Here is a 22,779-nt window from a genome sequence, read left to right as displayed (position 1 = left end):
TTAAAACACGAATAGGTATATCACGCCTATTAATCCAATTTTTTTTCATAGATTTGAATGTTTAATTATTCCAAGTAATTATTCACAAATAACAAGGGAGTATCCGGGCCAAGGGCTCCCTTTTTCACTTTTTATATATTGTAATTACACGTTCCTTAATAACAAACCGAACATCCCCACCAATCTCAATGTAACGCAAAAAATTTCGAACATCATCATATTTTCTCAAATCACCCGAAAAACGCAAAAACTTACACTCTTCACTAGCAAAAAACACCGTCACATCATAATTACGTTCCACCGTTCTCATTAACTCCTCCAATGTCATATTATTAAACACGTATAGTCCCTCTTTCCAACCTACATACTCTTTCAAATTCACTTTTTGAACAATCCAATCCTCTATAACAGAACCGGCTATAATTTGATACCCGGGACGCAAAACGGTATTACTTTCAGGATTTTGATTACTTCCAAATTGAACGGAACCATTGACTAATGTTGTTACCACACATCCCTCATCTTTATAATTACGCACGTTAAATTCCGTCCCCAATACCTTTACAGTTCCCCGTGAAGTACGCACCAAAAAAGGCTTTTCACTATTTTTGGTTACCTCGAAATAAGCCTCTCCTTCCAGTAAAAATACCTCCCGTTCTTTCCCGTTAAATTGAACCGGATATCGTAATTTTGAATCCGCATTAATCCAAATCTTAGTACTATCCGACAAAATCAACGCATACTCTCCTCCTCGAGGTACACAAAGGTCATGATAAATCATTTTATGCACATCTAGCGAATCAGAAGCCGCATACACCACTTGTTTTTGATCTCGAATTATTTCTGTTTGATCACTCAAGGTTATTTTTCCCTCTTCGGCACCTAAATACACTCGCTTCCCGTCATCCAACTCGATAGATGCTTTAAAAGCAATCGGGTGTATTAATTGAGTCTCCGAGTTCTGATCTTCTTTTTCGGAATTAATAACATGCCAATAATAAATACCCCCCACTAAAAATGGCAATACCAAAACAGCTGCAACATATCTTATCCGTCTTCTCCAGATTTGACGCTGTTGCCCGCGCACATACACTTTAAACTCACTGTATGCCTTTTGAGAAGAAAAACGAGACGGTTCCTTCAACCAAGCAACCACTTGTTTACGATCAGCTAATTCCTTCCCATTATTTAATAAAGCGGGTTCATTAATTAGCTTTTGAAACTCTTCTCTCTTTTTCTCATCATTTTCATTTAAAAAGTTCCGAAGAACTTCCTCTACAATTTCAAATACTGTAAATCCGCAACGCTTCATACATTCTTTTTTGTATATAAAATCCAAAAAAGAAAAAAAGCATAACAGGAAAAAAGAAAAAAATTACAAGAAAAAATAGAGAGCGATGATCCAACGATCACCAAGTTGCTCTTTTATAAATTTATACGCCCTGTATTTTTGCTGCTTTACAGTATTAATGGTAACCCCCAATTGCTTGGCAATCTCTTCCCCACTCATATTTTCCATACTCATCAATATAATTCTTCGCCGCTCCGCAGGTAATTGATCAATTAAATGACGCAACTTACGCAACACTTCTTCTCTAACAACACTTGAGAAATCATCCTCGGTCATCTCCTGTTCCATATCACACCACATTTTCAATCTCTCCTGCTCCGTATTCTGCTCCCGTAAATATTTTAACGAATTATTCGTTCCTGCCCGATACAAATAACTAATCAATGCTTTTTCATTCTCAAAAATGACCTCAGAATCCCAAATCTTTAAAAATATTTCTTGCACAATATCCTCTGTAACCTCCTTATTTAGCAAAATACGATAAACATGATTACATAAAGGTTCATAATAAGTCTTGTAAAACTCTTCCCATGCTTTTTTAGCTTTACAATTTATTCCCACGATTAATTTCTTATTACTCTCCATACAAAAAACATTCTTCCGAGGCAAATATAGAGAATGCAGAACACTTTTCCTCTAATTATCTCTCAATTTAACATTCTAATGTTTTAATATTAAAATATTGGATTTCCAGACGGAAGCCAAACTGGTGGACACCTTTGGCACTGGTTAGCTTGTACCCGTTAGAATATACCCATGCTAGACGAACAAAGAAGCCCGGCGGACAAATCCGCCGGGCTTCTTTAAAATCACTATCGTATCTTATTTAATTATCTCTACCAGAACGCAACGATTCCATTCATCCTTGTCATAACGGGAGCTAACACCTTTATGGTCTTTCACGACACGTTTCTTGTTAATCCCGTATTTATCGATAAACATATCCGCAACCGCGTTTACGCGTTTTTCAGAAATGTACATATTCGCTTTCTGGGTTCCGCGTTTATCAGCGTAACCGGTCAAACGAACACGAACGTCAGGATTCTCTTTCAAAAATTGAGCTAAATTATAAATACCCACCTCTTGGGTTGCATCAATCTTGTAGCTATTGAAAGCGAAATTAATCGTCGTCGGCAATGCCTTGTATTCAACATCCGTCTTCATTGTCGGCACCTCTTCTTTTACAATTTTCACCACGGTATCCGGGGCTCTTCTCAACAATTCCTGAATTTGTGCCTCTTGCGCTTTTGTCAAACTCTGAAGCTCCGCGTATTGTTTGTGGCTAACGGCTTTCTTGAAAGAACGATTTTTAAATCTAAAGGTAACACCCACGCTTAACCCCATAATTCCATCATTGGGAAATCCTCCGCGAACCACAAGGTCATCATCTAAAATCATCCCGGAGTATTCCAGATTCAAATCAAAACGTTCGCACAAGCGGAAACGAGCCTGCACCCCGGCATTAATCGTGAAGGACTGGTCACTGCCAATGAACGCACCACCGATTCCGGCAAACGGAACCAAGTCAAAGCAACGATTCTCGTTGTATCGACCGAAGAAATTCAACAACCCGAACATGAAATCCCCGTGAACAGCCCCGTAATGCTTGTGCAACATGGTTTTCCCGTTATTCTGGAAGCCGTGTAACGCACCTCCCAAACCTTGTACTCTCACTCCCCACCAAGGTGCAAACCATTTACCGACAGACAATGCCGGCATAAAAGTCAATCTATCCCCGAATTTAGCATCAGTAGAACCTTCTGCATAAAGAGTCTGAGCGCCAAAATTCATAGAAACAAACCAATTATCCCAAAAATTATTGGTTTCAAAAGATGTTTTGTAACCGGGTAAATTCTTTTCTTGATTAGATTGTGCAAACGTGGAGATGCACAACATTAACATACATGCAAACAATAAATTCTTTTTCATTTTTAAAATAATTAAAGTGTCTATTCGTGTAACATTCCTCATATACAAAATTCGAAAAAACGCCGCAAAATTAATAAAATTCATTCATTTCTCAATACCGCGAATAAAACAACTAAAAGACTTTACACCTACCGAAAACCTACTGCAATCCTACCCAAATAATACCCTAATCATACCCTGTCCCCGTGCGTTCCCCGTTCATTCTATGGACATCCTATTATCTCCCATATAGAAACCCCGAAGATTGACGACGCCTAAAGCATCCCCATGTACTTATTACCCTAGATCTTAGGTAGGAGTACAGTAGGTTTTCGATATGTTTAAAGCAGTTAATCTTCCACGCAACGGATAAAACAAGCATCACTTTTTTTATCCCCTCCTTTCTTCGCAAAGACATTAGCGTCATCTAATGAGTTAAAATCAAAAGTAAAATAATTTATATCCCAAGCAACTTTAGAACCCGGTTCTACTTTATTATTCAACCAATAAACCGCCCCCGGTCGCCGGAATAGATCATAGAATAAAGGATTATTTTTGGGATTGGGGTAATAATCTATTCTCCCGGAAGCATATCTAAGTACACCTCTTCCATTAGTATTCTCATTAAATGGAGTACCGCCCCACGGCTCATAATCATAGTTCCTTCGGTGCCCATATCCCGATGCTCCTACAGGAAAAAACACATGCTTACCATTAGTCTTATTATACACGAAACATCCTCTCATTCCATAGCCGCTAGCTTTCCCATCTGCACTGATACGGTATTCATAAACGTCCTGAATACTTGCGCGAGTATCATTAGCCTCATCACCATAAAGCACCCCATACCCCTGTTGGATATTTGCATCATCAAAAAGAGCTTGGTAATCCTCGTACTTTGCAATTCTTGCTCCATTCCCTAAATTCACCTTCCACGTGGGAGATGTGTCAGAAGTTCCAGCATCTATCTCTCCCCACAGTAATTTTTTTTCACTCCCCACTATTGTAAATTCCTTATCTTTAGCATCTTCAAAATCTTCTTTTTTAACATTAGTCCACGGGGTTCGAGAATTTACCTGATTGGATGCCGCAATGGGCTGCTCCAAGTTATCAAAACGGAATAAGGAACCCTCGTCAAGAGGATTGGCAGCCTCTCGCGTCTCGCTAACTAAATTGCGGGTATGCCACTTCGCACCATCGCTCACAAGTTGCACCGGGGCATCTCCCTGCGTCACGAAAATCAAGTGTTGGCAAGTATAATTATGATAGTCTACACGAATAATCGTGTGACGAGCCTCCCCCTCTTTGAGTTTCCCTTTGAAATTCACGGTGAACTCGATAGGACTTCCCGTCTTTCCTACCACCTCCTGACCACCATTGAGTGTAATAAAATCATCCCCTTCAAAAGAAACTCCATCCACCTCCTCGGGAATATAAGCCCGCCAAGGTCCTTCGGATGGGAAAACTTCAAACTCGGTAGCCTCCTCTTTAGGCAATCTCATCAATTTCACGTGAAAGGAAGTCGTGTTCTCCGCGCTTCGATAAATTCCCTTGGGATTGACAACACGTCGCACCTGAAAAATCTTTGCCGTATCTTTTAATATCTTTTCACCCCTCTCGTCATCAAACTTGATTTTCGCGGTAAATTCCACTTCTGCACGACGTTGATAGGCTACATAAGGATTATTACCGGTATAAGCTGTACTAATAATCATCTGTTTAGCTCGGGTATACAACGGAATCTTCACATTGACGGTTTTATTCCCTTCGGTAGGTTTTATACTATAATTACCATTATCATCATCAACGTACTCTGTTTGTCCCTCGCTTATAGTGTAACTCCTTTTTCCCCTTGCTTTACTATTATAGTAGAGTTTATTACCAGCAGTATTATCCTCAGTTCCAACATACTCCACGCCAGCCGCCTCATTCGCTTGGTCAGGATCAATTGTCAGCACTCTGGCAGTGGTCTTGCGAAGCGACAGAAAACCATTCCAAGGTGCATTTTCAGCACTGGACGTCACCGCACAATCATACTGCCTCGCATAATCCAGTGTTGAAGCCCCCTCCGGAGCCCAATTGTTGAATATAATTCTCGCGTCCAAAGACAAAAGTTTAGCCCCGGCAGTATTGATTTTTAGAGGGAAATCCATGGTACGATTATAAAGATAAGAAATGTAATAAGGCTGCGGCACTTCAATACCGGGTACTTCCTCTTCATACTCGATATGCCAATCCACATCGTTCGCAAACTTATTGAACTTGAGAGTTAATTTATAGTGATAGTTTCGTTCAGCATTATAATCCTTGATCACGTCTTTTCCTAGCATAAAACGATAGACTATATCGCCACTCCCCACGCGTTCTTCATTAGAGGACACGTAATATGCCCTTACCTCTATATAGGTTCCCGAGGGCTTCGCATCTTTATAAGCCTTATCATCTTCCTTACCTCCTGTCGGGTAGCTTACCGAGGAATTGTTACCACTTACATCTTGCCGCTTATCACTTTCAGTTCCTTCCTCTCCCTCTCCCTGCATATTCTCGAAGAAGTAAAGCGCCTCAACTGTCTCTCCATGAGGATCTTTTTCATTTTTATCCGGATTTGCGCTACTGTATTTAGGAGTTCCTTTCGTGATTCTCGCTTTATAATTAGAGTTATAAGTGGTGTTGCCTTCGGAATAATCGATTAACTCCCCATCCTTTATAAGAGCGGCTTTATCTTTTGTAATATCGGGAGCATTCTCTTTTCCTAAAAAACAAGTAGCCGGAATATCCTTGATTTGTACTGATTTTAAATAAATGTACACGTTCTCGTTAAGATCCGTCCCATCGTAAGCCACGGTCACTTTCGATGCCGCACGACGCACCCACGCGTACAACTTCGTCGTATTTTTATTAATAAGCACCGTTCCATCCGTGGCATCTATCTTTCCATCCTCTGAAAAGTGACCGAACATTTGACTGTTCTTTGCCACATCTTCGGCAACCCAGTTAAAAGATATTCCTTTCAATCCATCCCGAGTCTGAATAGCGTCTTTATAAATATCAAGTTCCAGATCCAGATTGGCAACCGCGTAAACATAGTACCGTCCTTGAGGAACAGCCCGTTTAAATGATGCACGAGAGGTTTTCGATTCAGCATAGGGTCCACCTGTTGTAAGGTCATTCCTGCCAATTGTTGTCTTCGTGAAATCTTCAATCTTGTACTTCTCGACCAACATTCCATCCTCCGAGTACAACAACATCCATAAACTGCTAATCTCTTTTATCGCATTCCCCGCTGTTCTACTCGCTCCATTTAAGGCAGGAACCAATGGTTTAAATTCCACGGTAGCTGTCACCACACTCTTGGCACCGGGAGTAAAATCATCTTCTTCTCCCAACGGTTCATCCTCGCAAGCGATAACAAAGATGAACAACATACATAAAAGACTATATATTATATCCCGTTTCATATCTCCTTAAGTTTTCAGTTTATCCCGAAACCCGGTTCGAGTTCAACTTCTCTATAAGGTTCAACATTTACCTCGAACTCTAAATTCTTGTTATTAACCGTGATATTAACCACGACATGCGTGTTTCTCGGGAGTTTTCTGGGTAAATTTTCGAGAACCCCTTCCATGTTGCCACCGTTCACCTTGATTCCCACGGAATACGCTCCCTCGTGTTTCCCCTCCAGCAAATAAATAGGCTTCAAAGCGACCTCTTTATTAACAGGTAAAGAAATCTCAAGCCCTTCTTGTTTGTAATCGTATTCTTTGGCAAACGAAGGTATATCATAAGTTTGTATCGCTAAATATTTATTGCCATCAATTTCCTCGTTCTCGTATTTCGCGTTACGCGGCAAGTAATACTCCTTGTCCATCATATTTTTGATAGTCAATTCGGTTAATTTGCTATCTTTCGAACCTTTATTCGTGATTCGGAACGAGAATTTCACGGCACCCCTCGTCACGAAAAGCTCACACTCATGATCCTTTTTGGGTACATACACCCAATGACATTCGCTCATAGGCAAAGCCCCCTCCAATTGCCCGGAAGGCATGTCCAACCGGACAGTCAATTCGGAAATCTCTTCTGTCGGGAATACTGACCCAACTGCCATGCTTTCAAGAAAACTTGTTAAAGAAACCGATTCATCGCTATCTCCATGACCGACCTTGATTTTCTCGTTATCCTCGTTCACGAAAAGGTAAATCTGTTTCCATTCCTTGCTAACCACCTTCAAACGTTCGCTCAAGCGTTCATTCATTACGGCTGGCTGAGAAAGATTCATAAGGCCATTTTTCTCGACTATACCATTCTCTCGCACCACGACAACACGCAACTTTTGCATCTTCTCGTCATCATTTGCAGGCCCTGCATCTTCCTTAACACCACGAGCCAAGGTTTGAGCCACGTCGGATAACGCCACACTGATATCGAGATTCACTAGAACCTCTTCCCCGGCATCTTCCTTCGTATCCCGACTACACCCTCCTGCTAACAAGGATGCCGTTAACCACAATATGATAACATACGCAACCTTTTTCATTATCATATCTCTGCATCATTGATTCTAACCGTCCAATCATTAATCTTTATCTTCGTTTTCAGCCACGTGTGATCCTCATCAAGAAAAAACAGCATCGACCACTCGCTCCTTCGGTCCAAGAACTCCTGTTTGTCCATATCTTTATGAAACTCGCTCCTGAACAAAAGCAAGTAATTGTTCAACGGGATGTTCACCACTTCCTCGCCATCCTTCCGGCGAATCACGAGTTTCGGGCTATTTTTAAGCATCAGCCGTGAAGTCGAAAATTCCGCGTACGCCTCGATAACCTCCTTGCTTCCCTCCATCACTCCCGTCGAAGCTTGTCCTCGAGCCCAAGGGGTATACGTCTCGACCCCGTTCGGGATCAAATCGTTATCACAAGCGAACAAGGTGTTATCATCCGTGATCTCGAAATCAAAATCCTTATCATCTACCGGCTCTCCGTTCATCTGTTGCAACATGATTCGGATATTGTTGGTATTCTTCATCATCTCTACCACGCCCTCTTGATACAAGTCGGCAGTGGCAAGCGTTAGCTGCCCCCAGTACATATCGTGCAACTTTTTCCGGTCGGGATTCGTCAAACAATCCACATCCATCTTTGCCCGCACATCGCTATACTTGCACCCCGATTCCGGTGTCCGTACCATGGAAAAAGAACTTTTCCCGCAAGCCATCCCCCCGTAAGCCACGAAACGATAATTCCCCGGTTCGAGGTCCAACGTCATCCGAAAACCCTCGTCACGCAGTTCCGGTCCTGTCACCACACGGGTACCCACGTGATTGCCTTCCTCGTCATATATATAAAGTGTCAAGCAATCCACCTTCTTGGGGAAAGCGTTGGCAAACTCCATGTTGTAGTCGTAGATAAAACGAAGCGATACCCCGTGTGCGCATGGATCAAGATCTTCATATATTTTCTCGCACGAAGAGAAGGCAAAGTTCATCGATGCGACACAGAGCGTCGCACCGATGATTCTTGAAACTATATCTCGTTTTCTACTTTGCATGTCGTTTCTTAAAATTCGATATTATTTACACGAACTACCCAAGGCAACACCTCAACGGAAAGCGTCAGGTAAACATCGCCTTTTTCGTCAGGATCTTCCGGGTCAACAGGGTCAGGATCGTTATCCGAAATGCGCGGGTGACCAAGACGATCAATTTTAGTAACAGCAAGCTTATATACATTGTTACGTACCACGGCAAACTCCATTGGCCCCATTTCTCCTGCCTTCTCATTATCATTATGACGGTTCCAGTAAAAATAATAGCAATAATACCCGGGGATCTTAGTCGTTTCGTCTATACTAGACTGATAAATTGTAAACAAAGATCTTACTGCTGCAGCTCTAAAACTTTCCCAATATTCAGGCTTACCTATATTTGATTGATTCTCATGCCATTGTGCCCACAAGTAATCTGGACTATCCATATTGTCACTATACTTAGCAGGTGTTTCAACCTCCCCAGCAGCATTCAATACCTCTGCCTTAACATCGCCTGCCTTTTCGGGATCTCCAAATACGGCTTTATAAAATTCTTGACTAGCATCCGGTTGTAAAGCTGCCTTGCGAACCTCCTTCCAAGTTACGTAAATATTTGTCAAATACGTGTAAAGGATATCATCTGTCATAGATTCTCCCTTAACATTATTAATAGCTTTGACTAAAGAAGAAGTTTCATCCGCACCATTGGGAACAACCATTTTACCTTTAAAAACAATCCCGGTAGAGATTCCTTGCTTTTGATTGCCTGTTTCCCCGGGAATCGTGTTTTCGGTTACGTAACGCCAAATTTTATACTCTTTATCCTTATAATTATCGTCTTCTGCGGTAGGAGCTAATATTTTAGCTATTTCATATACAGCCCACTGTTTACGAGCCTCTTGGTCAATTTTCCATATTCCCCCATCCACATTACCAAGACAATAATTAAAATGATCTCCATAAGAATTTATATCAATAGTCCCGTTCTTGTAGTCAGCATCCGTGTCAACCACGTAATTATTTGATGTTTCCACACCACAAATAGTACCGGCACCCAATCCGTCGTTAGACACCCGACGCAAATAGTAGAACTCTTTACTCATATTTACCAATGCAATCTTCTGCAATTGGATTTGCATAATAGTGTTACCATCCTTCTTTACAACATCATAGGTATTAGCATCTGTTTCAGTAGAGCTTCCGTCTCTAAAATCAAAACGAGCGACAGAACGCTCCACCTTGATTGCCCCGGACTCACTATTATTAACCTCCTTGTCTGTGCCATAATTATTCCATCCGGATAAATCGAAAGCGGTAGTTTCGGATGCATAATCTTTCCAATCTTCCATGTTTTTAGGTAAAGTCTTTTCTGCTCTCATGGCATTAGACATCAAAAAACCACCCTTATGCTCTTTTCCACCCCAAACATCAGAATTCTCAGTCTCTACCTTCTCAGCCTCCACTGTTGCAATCTCATTTACCCAATCTGTTGACTCCAATGCTGCTTTCTTAATCTTGTTTTTTAAATCCTGCGTGGGGTTGCAGAACACGTAAACATGCACTTTAGCGTCTTTCAAATCTCCATTAGCATCTCCTTTTTTATCATAGTACGCTGCCAATTCCGATTTACTAATTTTTTTAGTCGTGTTGAAAGATGACGATTTCAATTCTTTAATAACATCTTTTTTATCCGTTTCTATAATACTATGAGCGATAAATTCGTTCTTAGTCGTTGCCAACACAAGCAACACCTCATCGACTCTATTCTCGTAGTCTTTCCCCTCTTCCGTCTTATCCGTACTGGTTACGTAATCACCTTTGTCGGGGGTGTCTGTTTTACTCCGAGCACCGATCCCTCCCCCGGCAGGAAGTTGTACCGTCACGTTCATGTAAACGGCATCTTTAGATCCATTCAGTTCCCCGTCTGAATCGTCACCTGTAAGGGTGTCATTGCTACACCCGGCGAACAGACCCATCACGAGAATGCTCGCGAAATAATTCCACATCTTTTTCATCTTTTCTTTTTATTTAAATTGGTCATTTTTTACTTCTTCTACTTGGCGCAAGGCATCTTCTGCCTCAGCTATGCCCCTCCGGGCTGCCTCGGTGAAAACCCTCATCGCCGTTTCATAATCTTTCAATAGTGCGGCATAGACCCCTCGGGCATAAACAGTTTCCCCACGGTCACCCGCCTTATCCAAGTAACGAGCAGCTCCCTTCAAGTCGCCCTTCGCCATGGCGGCATTGGCAGCATTTAAGTTAGCGACCTCATCCCCCGGGAACATCCGCACCGCAATCTCGAAAGCCTCGTTGTACTCGTCACTGCCCGGCTCCAAACCTTGCGCAGCAATATACAACTCCCGAAGGCTCAATTTCTGCGGTTGTGTTTTCATGATTCGGCGTATCTCTTCTGCACTCGTGTAAGTACGTACCACGTATCGCACCACGTAATCCGAGTGCCGCAAACCGGGATACACGTTCTTCAGCAGGAACTGGTAATCCTCCGGATAAGTCGATTTTATCATCTTCTCTTTAGCATCCGGCTCCACACCGGAACGGATAAGCGCCAGTATCGCATCACGATTTCTCAAATTCGTGCTGTCCACGTAAGCCTCCAACCCCGCCCAATCTTCCGGCTCATAGGAAGTCAAGATCACGCTGTCCGGGAAGTGATACAACTCCCGCACATACGTTTTCAATGTTGCCGTTCTTCCCTTGGCAAGACGGGTATTATTCGCATAAGTACCCTCGGGAGAGGCAAATCCCTTGATGCTTAACGAAGTGATACGAACATCCGGATCATTCCGCACCACGTCTATCGTCTGCCTGATCTTCCGCAACTCCGACGGGTTATTCCGGTAATCCTCATGAATCTCCGTGCGATTCACCGGGAAATCGATATAAGCGGAACCTTTCACCTCCCGCGTCTTCACCGTCTCCACTTCCGGGGGCAAATACACGAACACCGGGGTATAAACCTTCGGCTCCATCCGCAACAAGGGTACCCGACTGTCCTCCCCTTCGCCACGGCAACCGCAAGCACTCTCGTCTATTACCAGCGTCGCCTTAGACATCCATCCCTCGAGCGGCAATGCGGCTCGATAACGAATCACTTTTGCCTGTCCGGCGCGTTCCAGCATATCCCCATCCGACACGGGAGTATTGCGCAAATGATAGAAATAACGGTTCCGTCCCGCCACTATCACAAAGGGTAACTGAACGCTATCCCGATCTCCTTTCAATACCGGAACAAAAAGCAATTCCCGGTTAGTGGCAATATCCAAAGCGGATACATCCAAATCCATCGAAACAAACAAGGCATTCTCTCCGTGCACCACGTCGAGATTCCTCACCACGACCTGCCCGTCGGCAAGTTTCTGCCCGCTCACGTTTGCCCCGAATAATATCAACATGATAAAACACCATATCTTTCTCATAACCGTCCTTTTTAAAACAAGTAAACCAAATTCAACGCCGCTTTTGTCGGTCCCACGTAATGATGCGACCGCCCTTTTGCCAATCTCGTCCCGCACTCGGCACAAGGATACACGTCATAACGCGTGTAAATGTACCCCACACCGATTTCCGCCTCGAAATTCCAATGCTTGGAAAGTATCCACGAGTGACCGTAAGCTACCCCGGCACCTATAAACCAACCTTGATAACGACGATCTGTCAACTTGGAGAAATCAGTCCCCAGAAAAGAGATGCTGTTTTTCAAGTTACCGATATTGTACTTTCCCCCTAACGCATGTGCACCTAGAAAATGTCCAGCGAAACGATCACAAAACCAGTAACGGACTTCCGGTTGCATCATCCAATGCTTCCACTTACGGTCACCCGATATAGTCCACCCGTTATAATTACCCGAAAGATCAAACGTCCACCTCGGGGCTAAACGAAACTCCACACCGGCATTAATCGTTGCCGTTGCATCATACAACAAGTTGCTCTTTACTGCCATCTTTTGGCATTTCGCTCCCGTGCTGAAAAAAAGCCCAAAAAGCAAAAACACGCAAATCTTTAAACTCATTTTTCCCATATTCAAGATTCATCGTAATTTATACACCCAACGTAAACCTCATCGAACTGCAATCCACTTTAACAAGGTATACTTAACAAAATAAATAACACCATTCAGCACCCATGTTAAACATCTATTTATCAATCAAATTAAACTCACAACTCGAATCGCATTAAACGATCGTTTTATGATACAAAATTAATACGTTCCTATGACAATGCAAAATTTTCATGTAATAATTTGGTACATACATGAATATAGATATTTTATAATTATTAAAACCACTTCTTTTAACCCCTTTTTTTTCAATCTCTTTTAACGATGGTTTAAAAATAGACTCCCCAAAAACACAATTATATATCAGTCAATAATACTTCAATATAGGAATATTATTGAATAATAATGTTTTAACAAATCAAAAAACAACCTACTTTTTTTTGATCATCATTGCAGATTTTAATATTTTTGCAGACACATAAAATATCAAATTACGAGGATAGAAATTCTATACAATTTTACAAGCGAAGAAAATATATTGCCATAATGATACACGAAAAATCCTATCTTATTTCCAAGTGCGTGGTTATGCTATTTGCATACTTGGGATTTACATCGGCGCTCATACCCCAAACAACAGAAGCCAAAGAGCAGCAACGTCTACTTATTATCAATTCCTATAACGAAGGAGCTCCATGGAGTCAGGAATTGATCACTCCTATCACAATGCAAACAGCCCAGACCGCAGGAGTGTCTGCCGAAATCATTCACATGAACGGCACGTTCATCCGTAACAAGACATTATTCAAACAGATGGAAGACGGCATTTTCACCCGTTTCGAAAATAAAAAACCTGACTATCTGGTACTAATCGGCAACATGGCTTTTACTTTAAGAGATCGTATCAAACAAGAATGGGGCGATATCCCGATGATATTAATCGGTAACGAGGATTCATTCGCACCGAACGAATATTATTACACGGGTGGCACACTAAATTTAATGGACTGTAAATTAACCCCGTTATCCCAAGTCAGAGAGCAATACAATTTCGCGTATATCGAGATACCGCTCCTATACGAACAAACCATCGATATGATGGTACAAATGCAGCCACAAATAAAGAAAATCGTTTTCATCGCGGACGAACTTTACACGAATCGTTATCTGGACAGACTTGTTCACGCGTATATTTTAGCAAAATACCCTACCCTCGAATACGAGTGGCTCGTGGGTAACGATCAAAACGCCGAACACTTGCAAGAATACTTGGTCAGCCGGGATCTGACAATCGGTTTACTTTTCTCCACTTGGTTCTATGAACGCAAAAACGTGCACGGCTTCCCCACGCTCATTTCCGGGGATACACGTATGATTTCCGCATCCCCCCATCCCGTTTTCGCCCTACGAAGTGCCTATCTTCAAGATGGTGTTCTTGGCGGTTATTTTCCCGAGCGAAAACAAACACAAGAAGCTCTTCCGGCACTTGTCATCAAAATGCTGGAAGGGAAATCCATGCGCAACATTCCTTTTATCTATTCTACAAAATCACACCCCGTGGTCAACTACATTCAACTAGTCCAAGACCACCTTTCCATTGAAAATTGTCTGCCGGGAACAAAGTTTATCAACAAACCGAAAACCCTATGGCAACAATATAGCTGGCAGATCATCATCGGTATCATTATCCTCGTGTCGCTGATTATCGTTGCCGTCTTGAACTCCTTGTTCCAACGCAAGAAACTCGCCCTCTTCAAAACACACAACATACTGGTACGCAACATGCCCATCTGTTACGCGCAAGCCGCCGTCAATTTCAATAAAGACAGTCACGTGACACGCTTGACTTACCATTCCACGAACGAGTCATTCAACACGCTAACCAAGCAAAACACGGATAACGACCAGCAGCATTCGCTTTTCCCCGTGGAATATATTTCACCTTTCATCGAAACCGTCTTCCAAAAAGAAAGTTCGGTCACGTTCACGCATTATTTCAAACAGACCAACACCTTCTATGAATTCATCATTTGCCAGTCGGCAGAAGAAAACGTGATTGATATCTTCGGGCTGGATGTCACAAGCCGAAGCAAAGCAGAGAACGATTTAAGAGAATCGGCGAGAAAATTGGATATGACATTGAGCGTGGCACGTATTATCCCGTGGCGTTGGGATTTGAAAAATCACAAAATAGCCTGCGAGGTACAACGTGTACTGAGCCACATGAACTTCACCAAGCAGGAAGGCTCGACTCACTCGATACATATCATCGAAGAAAGCGAATACTTCCAAAGAATACACCCGGAGGACGTTGCCCGGGTAAAGCAAATACACCACGACTTTTTAAACGGGAAATTACAATACACCAAGGCAGAATTCCGCATTGTTTCTCAAAAAGCGGGCAAAGAACACATTGACTGGCTGGAAATCAACGCCGCCGTGTCCCAATGCGATAATACCGAGCACCCCACCGCTCTTATCGGCTCATTGTTATTAATTACCGAACGCAAAAAACAAGAACAGGCTCTTATCTCGGCAAGGGAAAAAGCGAAAGAATCCGACCGTCTGAAATCCGCCTTCCTCGCCAACATGAGCCACGAGATTCGCACGCCATTAAACGCTATCGTGGGATTCTCGAACCTGTTGACCACGACCGAAGACGAGGAACAAAAACAACAATTTATAGGAATCATCGAGAATAACAATCAATTACTGCTACAATTGATTAATGACGTGCTCGATTTGGCAAAAGTAGAATCGAACACGCTCGATTTCAATTACCAATCTACCGACTTGAATGAACTCATTCGTTCCGTGGAAAGCACCGTACGCCTACGAGTTCAGCCGGGGGTAATATTGAACTTCACTCTCGGGGCTGCCGATTGTTACATCCAAACAGAACCCAATCGTTTGTCCCAAGTATTGATAAACTTACTGACAAACGCCTGCAAATTCACCCCCAAAGGATGTATCACTTTCGGTTATGAACTGCAAGAGAATGAAATCCGTTTCTTCGTCCGCGACACCGGATTAGGCATATCACAAGAAGGACAAAAACGTATTTTCGAACGTTTCACCAAACTGAACGATTTCGCGCAGGGAACCGGGCTCGGTCTCTCCATTTGCAAAAGCATCGTTGAAAAAATGTCAGGTCGTATTGGTGTAGAATCCGATGGTGAAGGCAAAGGCAGCACTTTCTGGTTCACCATCCCGCACTTGACTGCCACCGAAGAAAGTAAACCCGTTATTATAGAAATACAGAAAGAATGCATAAAACAGAAAGATATCACAATACTGATAGCAGAAGACAATGAAAGCAATTATTTGCTGTTTCAATCTATTCTTGGTTCAAAATACAAACTTATCCACGCCTGGAACGGACTGGAAGCAGTTGAATTATACCAACAACACAAACCTCAAATCATCATCATGGATATCAATATGCCCAAAATGGATGGTTACGAAGCCACGCGAGAGATAAGGAAATTCTCTGATTCGGTTCCCATTATCGCCGTCACGGCATATGCTTTCGCCTCGGATAAGGAACGAATCATGAAAAACGGATTCAATAGTTATGTATCCAAACCCCTAAACGCGAATAAACTGATTCAAGAACTCAAAACAGCACTAAATTCAAGTTTCACGCTGGTGTAAACACTTGTAGACAGTAAAACAAAGAGGGAACCCAAAGCTCTCCAAACTTTTCAGGCTCCCTCTTGAAAAAGCACACCCGATACTTTATTTCACTATGACTGTGAAAACAGAATCCAACACTCGTGTGTATCCCTCGTTAGAAACTTCCAGTGTAATCACATAACGACCGGGAGGGACCGTATGGTTCCATGGCAATTCGATTACCCCCTTGCGAGCCATCGTAAATTGAGAAGCCGCTTCCGAATGCCCGTTATCACACGCAATGCTCTTAATGGAATAAACCAACGGAAAGGTTCCTTGTACCCCCTCGATAGAAGTCGATTGCCAAGGAATCTCGAATTTTATCTGGTGAGCATCATCCTCCGGATCCAGCACGGCTTTCACTACCAACGAATCCGGCGTGTAAGCGGCATTGGCAGTCATCAAGTAACCAACCGTAATATCCTGGCAGCAGACTGCCGACACGGTCACGAAAGCCAATAATATCATTATTCTATACATATTCTTCATCCTGAAAATTATTAAAGTTCTGAAAATTGGTACGTGTAACTCAAAGAGTGCACAACCCCGTTATTCATTTCAATATCGGCAGAAGCGATTCCCACGAGGAAACCGGTTGCCAAAGCATGAAGCCCCAAAGATTCCGCCCCGATGTCGGCAATACCCATGTAAGACGATTTTGCTCGGAAAACACGCAATTCTGTGCCGGATATAGCATTAATATAGGTCCCTCCCTCTAAGGTTCCTTTCACTTCATAATCAAATTCTTCCTTCATCATTTTCTTGGGAAGGACATGACACAGGATCATTTTCCGGCACATATCCGCGGGGATGTCCGCAATCCGATTGTACAGCATCTCTTCATTACCGTCCACCGTTTTGTACATGAATTGCATAATCGAGAAATTCGTCGGTCCGAAGAAAGTAATCTCGGGATACGCCGGGTCTTTCCCGTCAAACAAATCCACCAGTCCCGCACGCTCAATTACCAGTATCGTCGAATCCCAATTGTAGGAATCTTTATGCAAATATTCCCACACGGTGCAATCATGCCGTCCGTTTGCCAGTCCGGTATCGTGAAAATAATCATCATCACACGCACCCAGACCGAATATAAATAGAATCATTAAATATCGTAGTTTCATAATTTTGCATTTTTAATAAGCGTATCCATTCCGTTTCCAATATAACGTTTGTCGCATTAGGGTATTGTTGGTGAAAGCCCCACTCCCCACGGGCAGATAGTATCCCCCGTCAGCCACATCTTGCTCGGTAAGAGTCTTGTATTTACCTCTCAGCTTCTCCCGGAAAGTTCCGTTCCGAATGATATCGTAGTAACGAATTCCCGTTTCCAAGAACAATTCCTTGTCCCGCTCCTTGGCGATAGCTTCCTGCAAGTCACCCTCGGCGCTGGAATACAAAGGAGCGCCAGCCCTATCACGGATCGCATTCAAATCAGCAATAGCCCCCGGGGTATCGCCCATCTTTGCTTTCACCTCGGCACGAAGCAGAATGATATCTGCCAAACGGATCAAAATCTCGTTATCCTCGTACGACTTCAAGGTTCCGTCACCCGAGCCCCCGACGTTAAGCACCACGCCCCGCCACTTGCTGATATAAGCGGCTCCTTGAGTCACCGACGTTGCCACGCCTGCCATGGAGTCCAACTTGTAAAAATATTCATCCCGTCGCTCATCCGACTCGTCCATATACATTTCCATGACCGTGGTGTTGTTGATACGCAATAATGAACGCCGTGTAGCAGGAGTCGTCAACGGTTGAATCGGCCATCTCTGGCAAGCCCCGGCAATAAACGCCCCGGAGCCTTTCAAATCTCCCGGCATATTCTGGTAATCGACCTCGAAAATACCCTCGTCGCTATTTCCCAGCATCACCACGTCACAAACTTCCTTCGGGCTTCCCGCCAGCACATAACCACCGTGTTTAATAACAGAATCCGCCTCGGCAATACTTAGCTTATTCAGTTCCGGCTCATTATTTAATGCAGCCTTCCATGCATACAAGTGAGCCAAGATGGCGTGGGCAGTACCACTGGAGGGAATCTGTTTGCTAGTTACTTTCACGTTTCCGGCATCATACAAATCCCGAGCTTTCGGCAACATTTTCGCCGCCAACTTCAAATCCTCGATAGCGAAATCAGCCAATTCTTGCCAAGGGGTACGGGCTTTCTCGCCGACGTCCACCGATTCTTTAATCAAGGGTGCATCCCCCCATGCCCTTAGGATATAAAAATAGGTGTAAGCACGGATACAGTAAGCCTGCCCCAAATAATAATTGTGTCTTTCTTGCGGTAGATTCGCCCGGTCGACATTATCGATCACCAGATTAGCTTGGGCAATCACTTTATACTCGTTCCTCCAGTCGATGGCAGGATAACTCGCATTCCACATATAACTGGGTTGGTTATTGGAAGGATATTGCCATAATGCATTCATAAAATCAAAAGGCATCCCCCTATCCCGGTAAAGCATGACCACATCGCCAAACACCGTACGAAAAACCGAATGCATACCGTATACAGCACTCTCAACATCCTTCTCGTTCTTCCAGAAATTATTGTTGGTTACCGCGATTTCCGGTTCTTCGGTCAAAAAGTCCTCACAGCCAAAAGCGAATGCCGCAAGAAGTACAAGCAGTAATATATTCTTTTTCATAAACATCAGAAATTAAGGGTTAAACCTAACGTGACACGCGTGCTGAGCGGGTAATTACCAAAATTATCCACACCGGTAACCACGTCAACAGATTCCGGGTCGGGACCCGAGTAATTGGTGATCGTGAATAGATTCTCCCCGGAAATAAATACCCTCGCACTTTCCATTCCCGCACGTCTTGTCCATTTTTGCGGCAAAGTGTACCCTATTGTCAAGGTTTTCAATTTCAAGTAATTCACATTTTCCACGTTGGAACTGAGTATCGTCGTGAAATTACCCAACCCGGCTTCCAGCCGATTAACAGGGAAGTCCGTCTTGTCGCCCGGTTTTTGCCAGAAAGTGACTTTGTCCAAATCGGCAAAAATAGGAAGGGTTAGATCATCCATCTCCAATCCCAAGCTCGTACCCACGGAAGCACCTTTCCCGGCATTCAAAATATGCCGGCTAAGCACGTAAGTGAACAACACATTCACGTCAAAACCTTTCCAGTTGAGTGTCGAAACGATACCGCCGCTAGCTTTCGGCAGGGGCGAACCCGCATACACCCGGTCTTCTTGCAAAGGCCACGAGGTGTAAACCGAACCATTCCCGTCCATATCCATCATGACACGGTCGCCTGCCCGGAAATACTGACGATAACCATTACCATGCAGGTATACTTTGTTCCCGTTCTCGTAGATATAAGGCACCTCGTCGTCGCTATTATAGTATCCTTTATCCTTATACACGTAAAGTCCATTCAGCGGTTTACCGATAATACTCACGTTACTGTCAAAATAACCGGCATCCCCGTACGTTTGGAAATCCACACCGTTAAGACTCTTTTCCAAGCGATTCCAGTTCCGGGCAATATTGAAGGTCATATCCCATTTCAAGTTGTCCCGACGCAAAATATCCCATTTGATTTGCAACTCAATTCCCTCGTTGGAAATCGCGTAGGCGTTCTGCCACTGTTTGATGTATCCCGAGTAGTTTCCCGGTAGCGTCACGTTATATAATAATTTGTCAGTATAACGATAATAATAATCCAACACCACATTCAGCCTGTAATTGAATAAATCAAGATCCAGACCGAAATCATACTGGTCTGTTTCCTCCCAAGTCAAAGTAGGATTGAACAATCCTTCGTCCCAGTCCGGAGCAACAGTCGGGTTTCCAAGGAACGGAGCCGATGGTTCTAGCAATCCCAAAGCAATATAAGGCTCAGAAAATTGTTTCCCCGACTTCCCGTAACTAAGCCGGATTTTCGCGTAATCCAACACGTTTTTCGCCCAATTCATGAACGACTCCTCAGAGAATGCATAACCGACAGCGTAAGCCGGGAAAGTAGCCCAACGTACATCTTCACCAAACTTGGAACTTCCGTCACGCCTTAAACTAAAAGAAAGCAAATATTTCTGCATATAGTTGTAATTCAACCGACCGAATACACCAACCATCGTGCTTTTTTTCCGGGTCGACAAATACTCTTTCAATTGGCGGCTGCCGGCCACATCATACGACTCGTGGTACCAAGGCACGTAATGAATCAAGTCGCTGGGAGCCTTGTAACCGTATCCCCCGATTTTATTCGCCTCATCCGATTGTAGCGACAATCCCACCAAGAAATCTACGTTATGATTTTCAGCAAAAGAACGCTTATAGGTCAACAAGTTCTCGTTCAACAACATCATATACCGTTCAACCTGCCCGCTAGAATAAGATTCATTGTAATCGTTCAGATCAGAAGGCAGAAAGATATTCACGTTCTGTTGAGAATAGTCTAACGCCACAGACGTCTTGAAAGACAAACCTTTGAGAAACTCATAATTAACATCAAAACTGGCTCTTGCCCGGTAGGAATCGTTTTTCTCTTTCGTACCCCGGAAACGCTTAGTAGCCTCATCGAACGCGGGAGTTCCCTTTCCCGGGTAAAGCGTGGATGTTTCCAACAATTCCTTGGGTATTTGCTCCAAATCGGTTCCCGTGTTAAATGAAAGTGTATTCATCTCCTCGGAAGAACGGCTACGATCCGTGTATGCCAAGTAGAAACGTAAATTAGCATCCATTTTATTCATCGGTTTAACCGTTATATTGGATATCAATTTCATACGATTGAACCCAGTACCTTTTAGTACTCCTGTTTCCGAGTAGTAGCCCAAACCGAAGTTATAAGTCATCCGTTCCGCTCCCCCGGTCAATTGCAGGCTAGCATCCGTCACTCGTGCCGTGCGGAAATAATAATCAAAGAGATTAGTGGAGTTGTTATAAAATTTGTTCAAACTATCTTGGTACAAAGGGACTCCGGCGCCATTCCCTTTACCCCAAAAATAATCGTACATGATATCTCGTAAATAAGATTCTTTATACGAATCCACATACAAGTAACGGTTTTGCGAATCACTAAAACCGGCCTCTTGATAATTTTTCAATGCTTCCATACGATGGTAGCGTTCCCGATTTCCACCCGTGAGATCCGGCAAAGAGGGATTGAATATCCAAGTCTGCGACACGTTCACGCTGACTTTCGCCTTCTGATTGAAACGTCCTTTTTTAGTTGTAACCAAAATTACCCCGTTCGCCGCACGCGATCCGTAAATCGAAGCGGACGCCGCATCTTTCAACACTTGCACGGACTCAATGTCCTTGGGGTCAATTTCCGCCAAGGTGTTCAACCCGCTGACCGGAGAGGTAAAGCTATACATGGGCACCCCGTCAATCACCCACAACGGGTTACTGAACCGCTGTGCAGCCTCGACCGACAAACTATTGAACCCGCGGATGGAAATCGAAGTTCCTCCACCACCGGGTGCTCCCGTCATGTTGATAACGCTCATCCCGGCAACCCGTCCCTGCAAAAGATTGGCAAGTGACGGTGAAGGAATATCCTTGATGTCATCAGCATTCACCGTGGACATGGCACCCAGCACATCCCGCTTGTTCTGCGTCCCGTAAGCAACCACCACGACTTCGTCCACGTTCTTCACGTCCTCTTCCAACGTCACGTTGATTTTCGTCTGCTCTTTGATCTCGACTTCTTTCGATTTATAACCGATAAAAGAATAGACCAGAACACTCGTACCTGCAGGAACAACAATCTGATACTCCCCGTCCACGTTCGCACTGGTACCGATTTTTGACGCCGTTCCTTTCACGACCACCGTGGCTCCCGGTAAAGGTTGTCCCGAGGCATCGTAAATAACACCCGACACGATCTTCGCCTTCTGCTCCTTTTCCGGTATAACTACCACTTTACCGTCGCTCTCCACACACGATAGTTTCGTACCCGCCAAGCAAGCCCTAACAGCTTCCAACGCCGTGACATCCTTCAAATCCACGGTAACCCGCCTGCTCTCCTTTTCGACTTCCTCTTTCTTGAAAACGACCGAGTTCCCGCTCAACCGGTTTACTTCCCGAAGTGCATCCAAGACACTCACACTTTCGAGTTTCAAAGAAAATCGCTGAACCGTTTTTTGCCCGTAGACCGTCGAACTCGTGAATACAGATGTTATTCCCAGTATCAAAATACTGCATAACAACAGGCTACATCTGATCGAAAGTCTACAAAACTTTTTTGTCTTGTAATTTTTTTTCATAGCTTTGTTTTGTTTTTAATTAAACACGTTCCTTGCTGTCAACAAGGAAGATATCACCGGGAATGCTTG

The 22,779-nt window shown here is 43.6% G+C and carries 14 protein-coding genes; 1 reads left to right on the top strand and 13 read right to left on the bottom strand.

From position 1 onward, the window contains the following. Positions 1-124 precede the first annotated feature (124 nt). From CS948_RS11085 to CS948_RS11045, 9 genes are all read right to left on the bottom strand, one after another. A complete protein-coding gene (locus tag CS948_RS11085) occupies positions 125-1,312 on the bottom strand; it encodes a FecR family protein (protein ID WP_099291728.1) in 1,188 nt (395 codons plus the stop codon). Between the two features lie 63 nt (positions 1,313-1,375). After that, positions 1,376-1,936, bottom strand: a complete 561-nt coding sequence (locus CS948_RS11080; RefSeq protein WP_099291727.1) for an RNA polymerase sigma factor — start codon at positions 1,934-1,936, stop codon at positions 1,376-1,378. A 237-nt stretch (positions 1,937-2,173) separates the two neighbouring features. Then, positions 2,174-3,280, bottom strand: coding sequence for an OmpA family protein (locus CS948_RS11075; protein WP_176555018.1), 1,107 nt, complete (start codon positions 3,278-3,280; stop codon positions 2,174-2,176). A 329-nt stretch (positions 3,281-3,609) separates the two neighbouring features. Then, positions 3,610-6,717, bottom strand: coding sequence for a DUF4906 domain-containing protein (locus CS948_RS11070; protein ID WP_099291726.1), 3,108 nt, complete (start codon positions 6,715-6,717; stop codon positions 3,610-3,612). A 14-nt stretch (positions 6,718-6,731) separates the two neighbouring features. Further along, positions 6,732-7,802 carry a hypothetical protein gene (locus tag CS948_RS11065; RefSeq protein WP_099291725.1) on the bottom strand — a complete coding sequence of 357 codons (1,071 nt, stop codon included), beginning with the start codon at positions 7,800-7,802 and terminating at the stop codon, positions 6,732-6,734. Beyond that, positions 7,799-8,806, bottom strand: coding sequence for a FimB/Mfa2 family fimbrial subunit (locus tag CS948_RS11060; RefSeq protein WP_099291724.1), 1,008 nt, complete (start codon positions 8,804-8,806; stop codon positions 7,799-7,801). The genes CS948_RS11065 and CS948_RS11060 overlap by 4 nt, the downstream gene beginning before the upstream one ends. 8 nt (positions 8,807-8,814) lie before the next feature. Then, positions 8,815-10,800 (bottom strand): Mfa1 family fimbria major subunit, encoded by a 1,986-nt coding sequence (locus CS948_RS11055; protein ID WP_176555017.1) that lies wholly within the window; start codon positions 10,798-10,800, stop codon positions 8,815-8,817. A 9-nt stretch (positions 10,801-10,809) separates the two neighbouring features. Further along, the gene (locus CS948_RS11050; RefSeq protein WP_099291723.1) at positions 10,810-12,222 is read right to left on the bottom strand and encodes a DUF3868 domain-containing protein; all 1,413 of its coding nucleotides are present in this window, start codon (positions 12,220-12,222) and stop codon (positions 10,810-10,812) included. An 11-nt stretch (positions 12,223-12,233) separates the two neighbouring features. Continuing rightward, positions 12,234-12,818 carry a DUF3575 domain-containing protein gene (locus CS948_RS11045; protein WP_176555016.1) on the bottom strand — a complete coding sequence of 195 codons (585 nt, stop codon included), beginning with the start codon at positions 12,816-12,818 and terminating at the stop codon, positions 12,234-12,236. A gap of 534 nt (positions 12,819-13,352) precedes the next feature. On the opposite strand from CS948_RS11045, the gene CS948_RS11040 reads away from it, so the two are divergent. Then, the gene (locus CS948_RS11040) at positions 13,353-16,460 is read left to right on the top strand and encodes a response regulator (RefSeq protein WP_099291721.1); all 3,108 of its coding nucleotides are present in this window, start codon (positions 13,353-13,355) and stop codon (positions 16,458-16,460) included. An 84-nt stretch (positions 16,461-16,544) separates the two neighbouring features. On the opposite strand, the gene CS948_RS11035 is transcribed toward CS948_RS11040, so the two are convergent. From CS948_RS11035 to CS948_RS11020, 4 genes are read right to left on the bottom strand one after another with little or no spacing between them, the layout of a single operon-like run. Further along, on the bottom strand, positions 16,545-16,970 hold the full coding sequence (locus tag CS948_RS11035; RefSeq protein ID WP_255301965.1) for a hypothetical protein: 426 nt from the start codon (positions 16,968-16,970) through the stop codon (positions 16,545-16,547). Between the two features lie 11 nt (positions 16,971-16,981). Continuing rightward, a complete protein-coding gene (locus CS948_RS11030) occupies positions 16,982-17,605 on the bottom strand; it encodes a fasciclin domain-containing protein (protein ID WP_255301964.1) in 624 nt (207 codons plus the stop codon). 12 nt (positions 17,606-17,617) lie between these two features. Next, positions 17,618-19,135 carry a RagB/SusD family nutrient uptake outer membrane protein gene (locus CS948_RS11025; RefSeq protein ID WP_255301963.1) on the bottom strand — a complete coding sequence of 506 codons (1,518 nt, stop codon included), beginning with the start codon at positions 19,133-19,135 and terminating at the stop codon, positions 17,618-17,620. Positions 19,136-19,140: 5 nt separating this feature from the next. Continuing rightward, positions 19,141-22,710, bottom strand: a complete 3,570-nt coding sequence (locus CS948_RS11020) for a SusC/RagA family TonB-linked outer membrane protein (protein WP_255301962.1) — start codon at positions 22,708-22,710, stop codon at positions 19,141-19,143. Between the last annotated feature and the right edge of the window lie 69 nt (positions 22,711-22,779).

The organism is Butyricimonas sp. Marseille-P3923 (assembly GCF_900184685.1).
GTDB classification, from domain to species: Bacteria; Bacteroidota; Bacteroidia; order Bacteroidales; family Marinifilaceae; genus Butyricimonas; species Butyricimonas muris.
The sequence above is the reverse complement of the archived record's forward strand: the minus strand, read 5'-3'. Positions and strand labels throughout refer to the sequence as shown.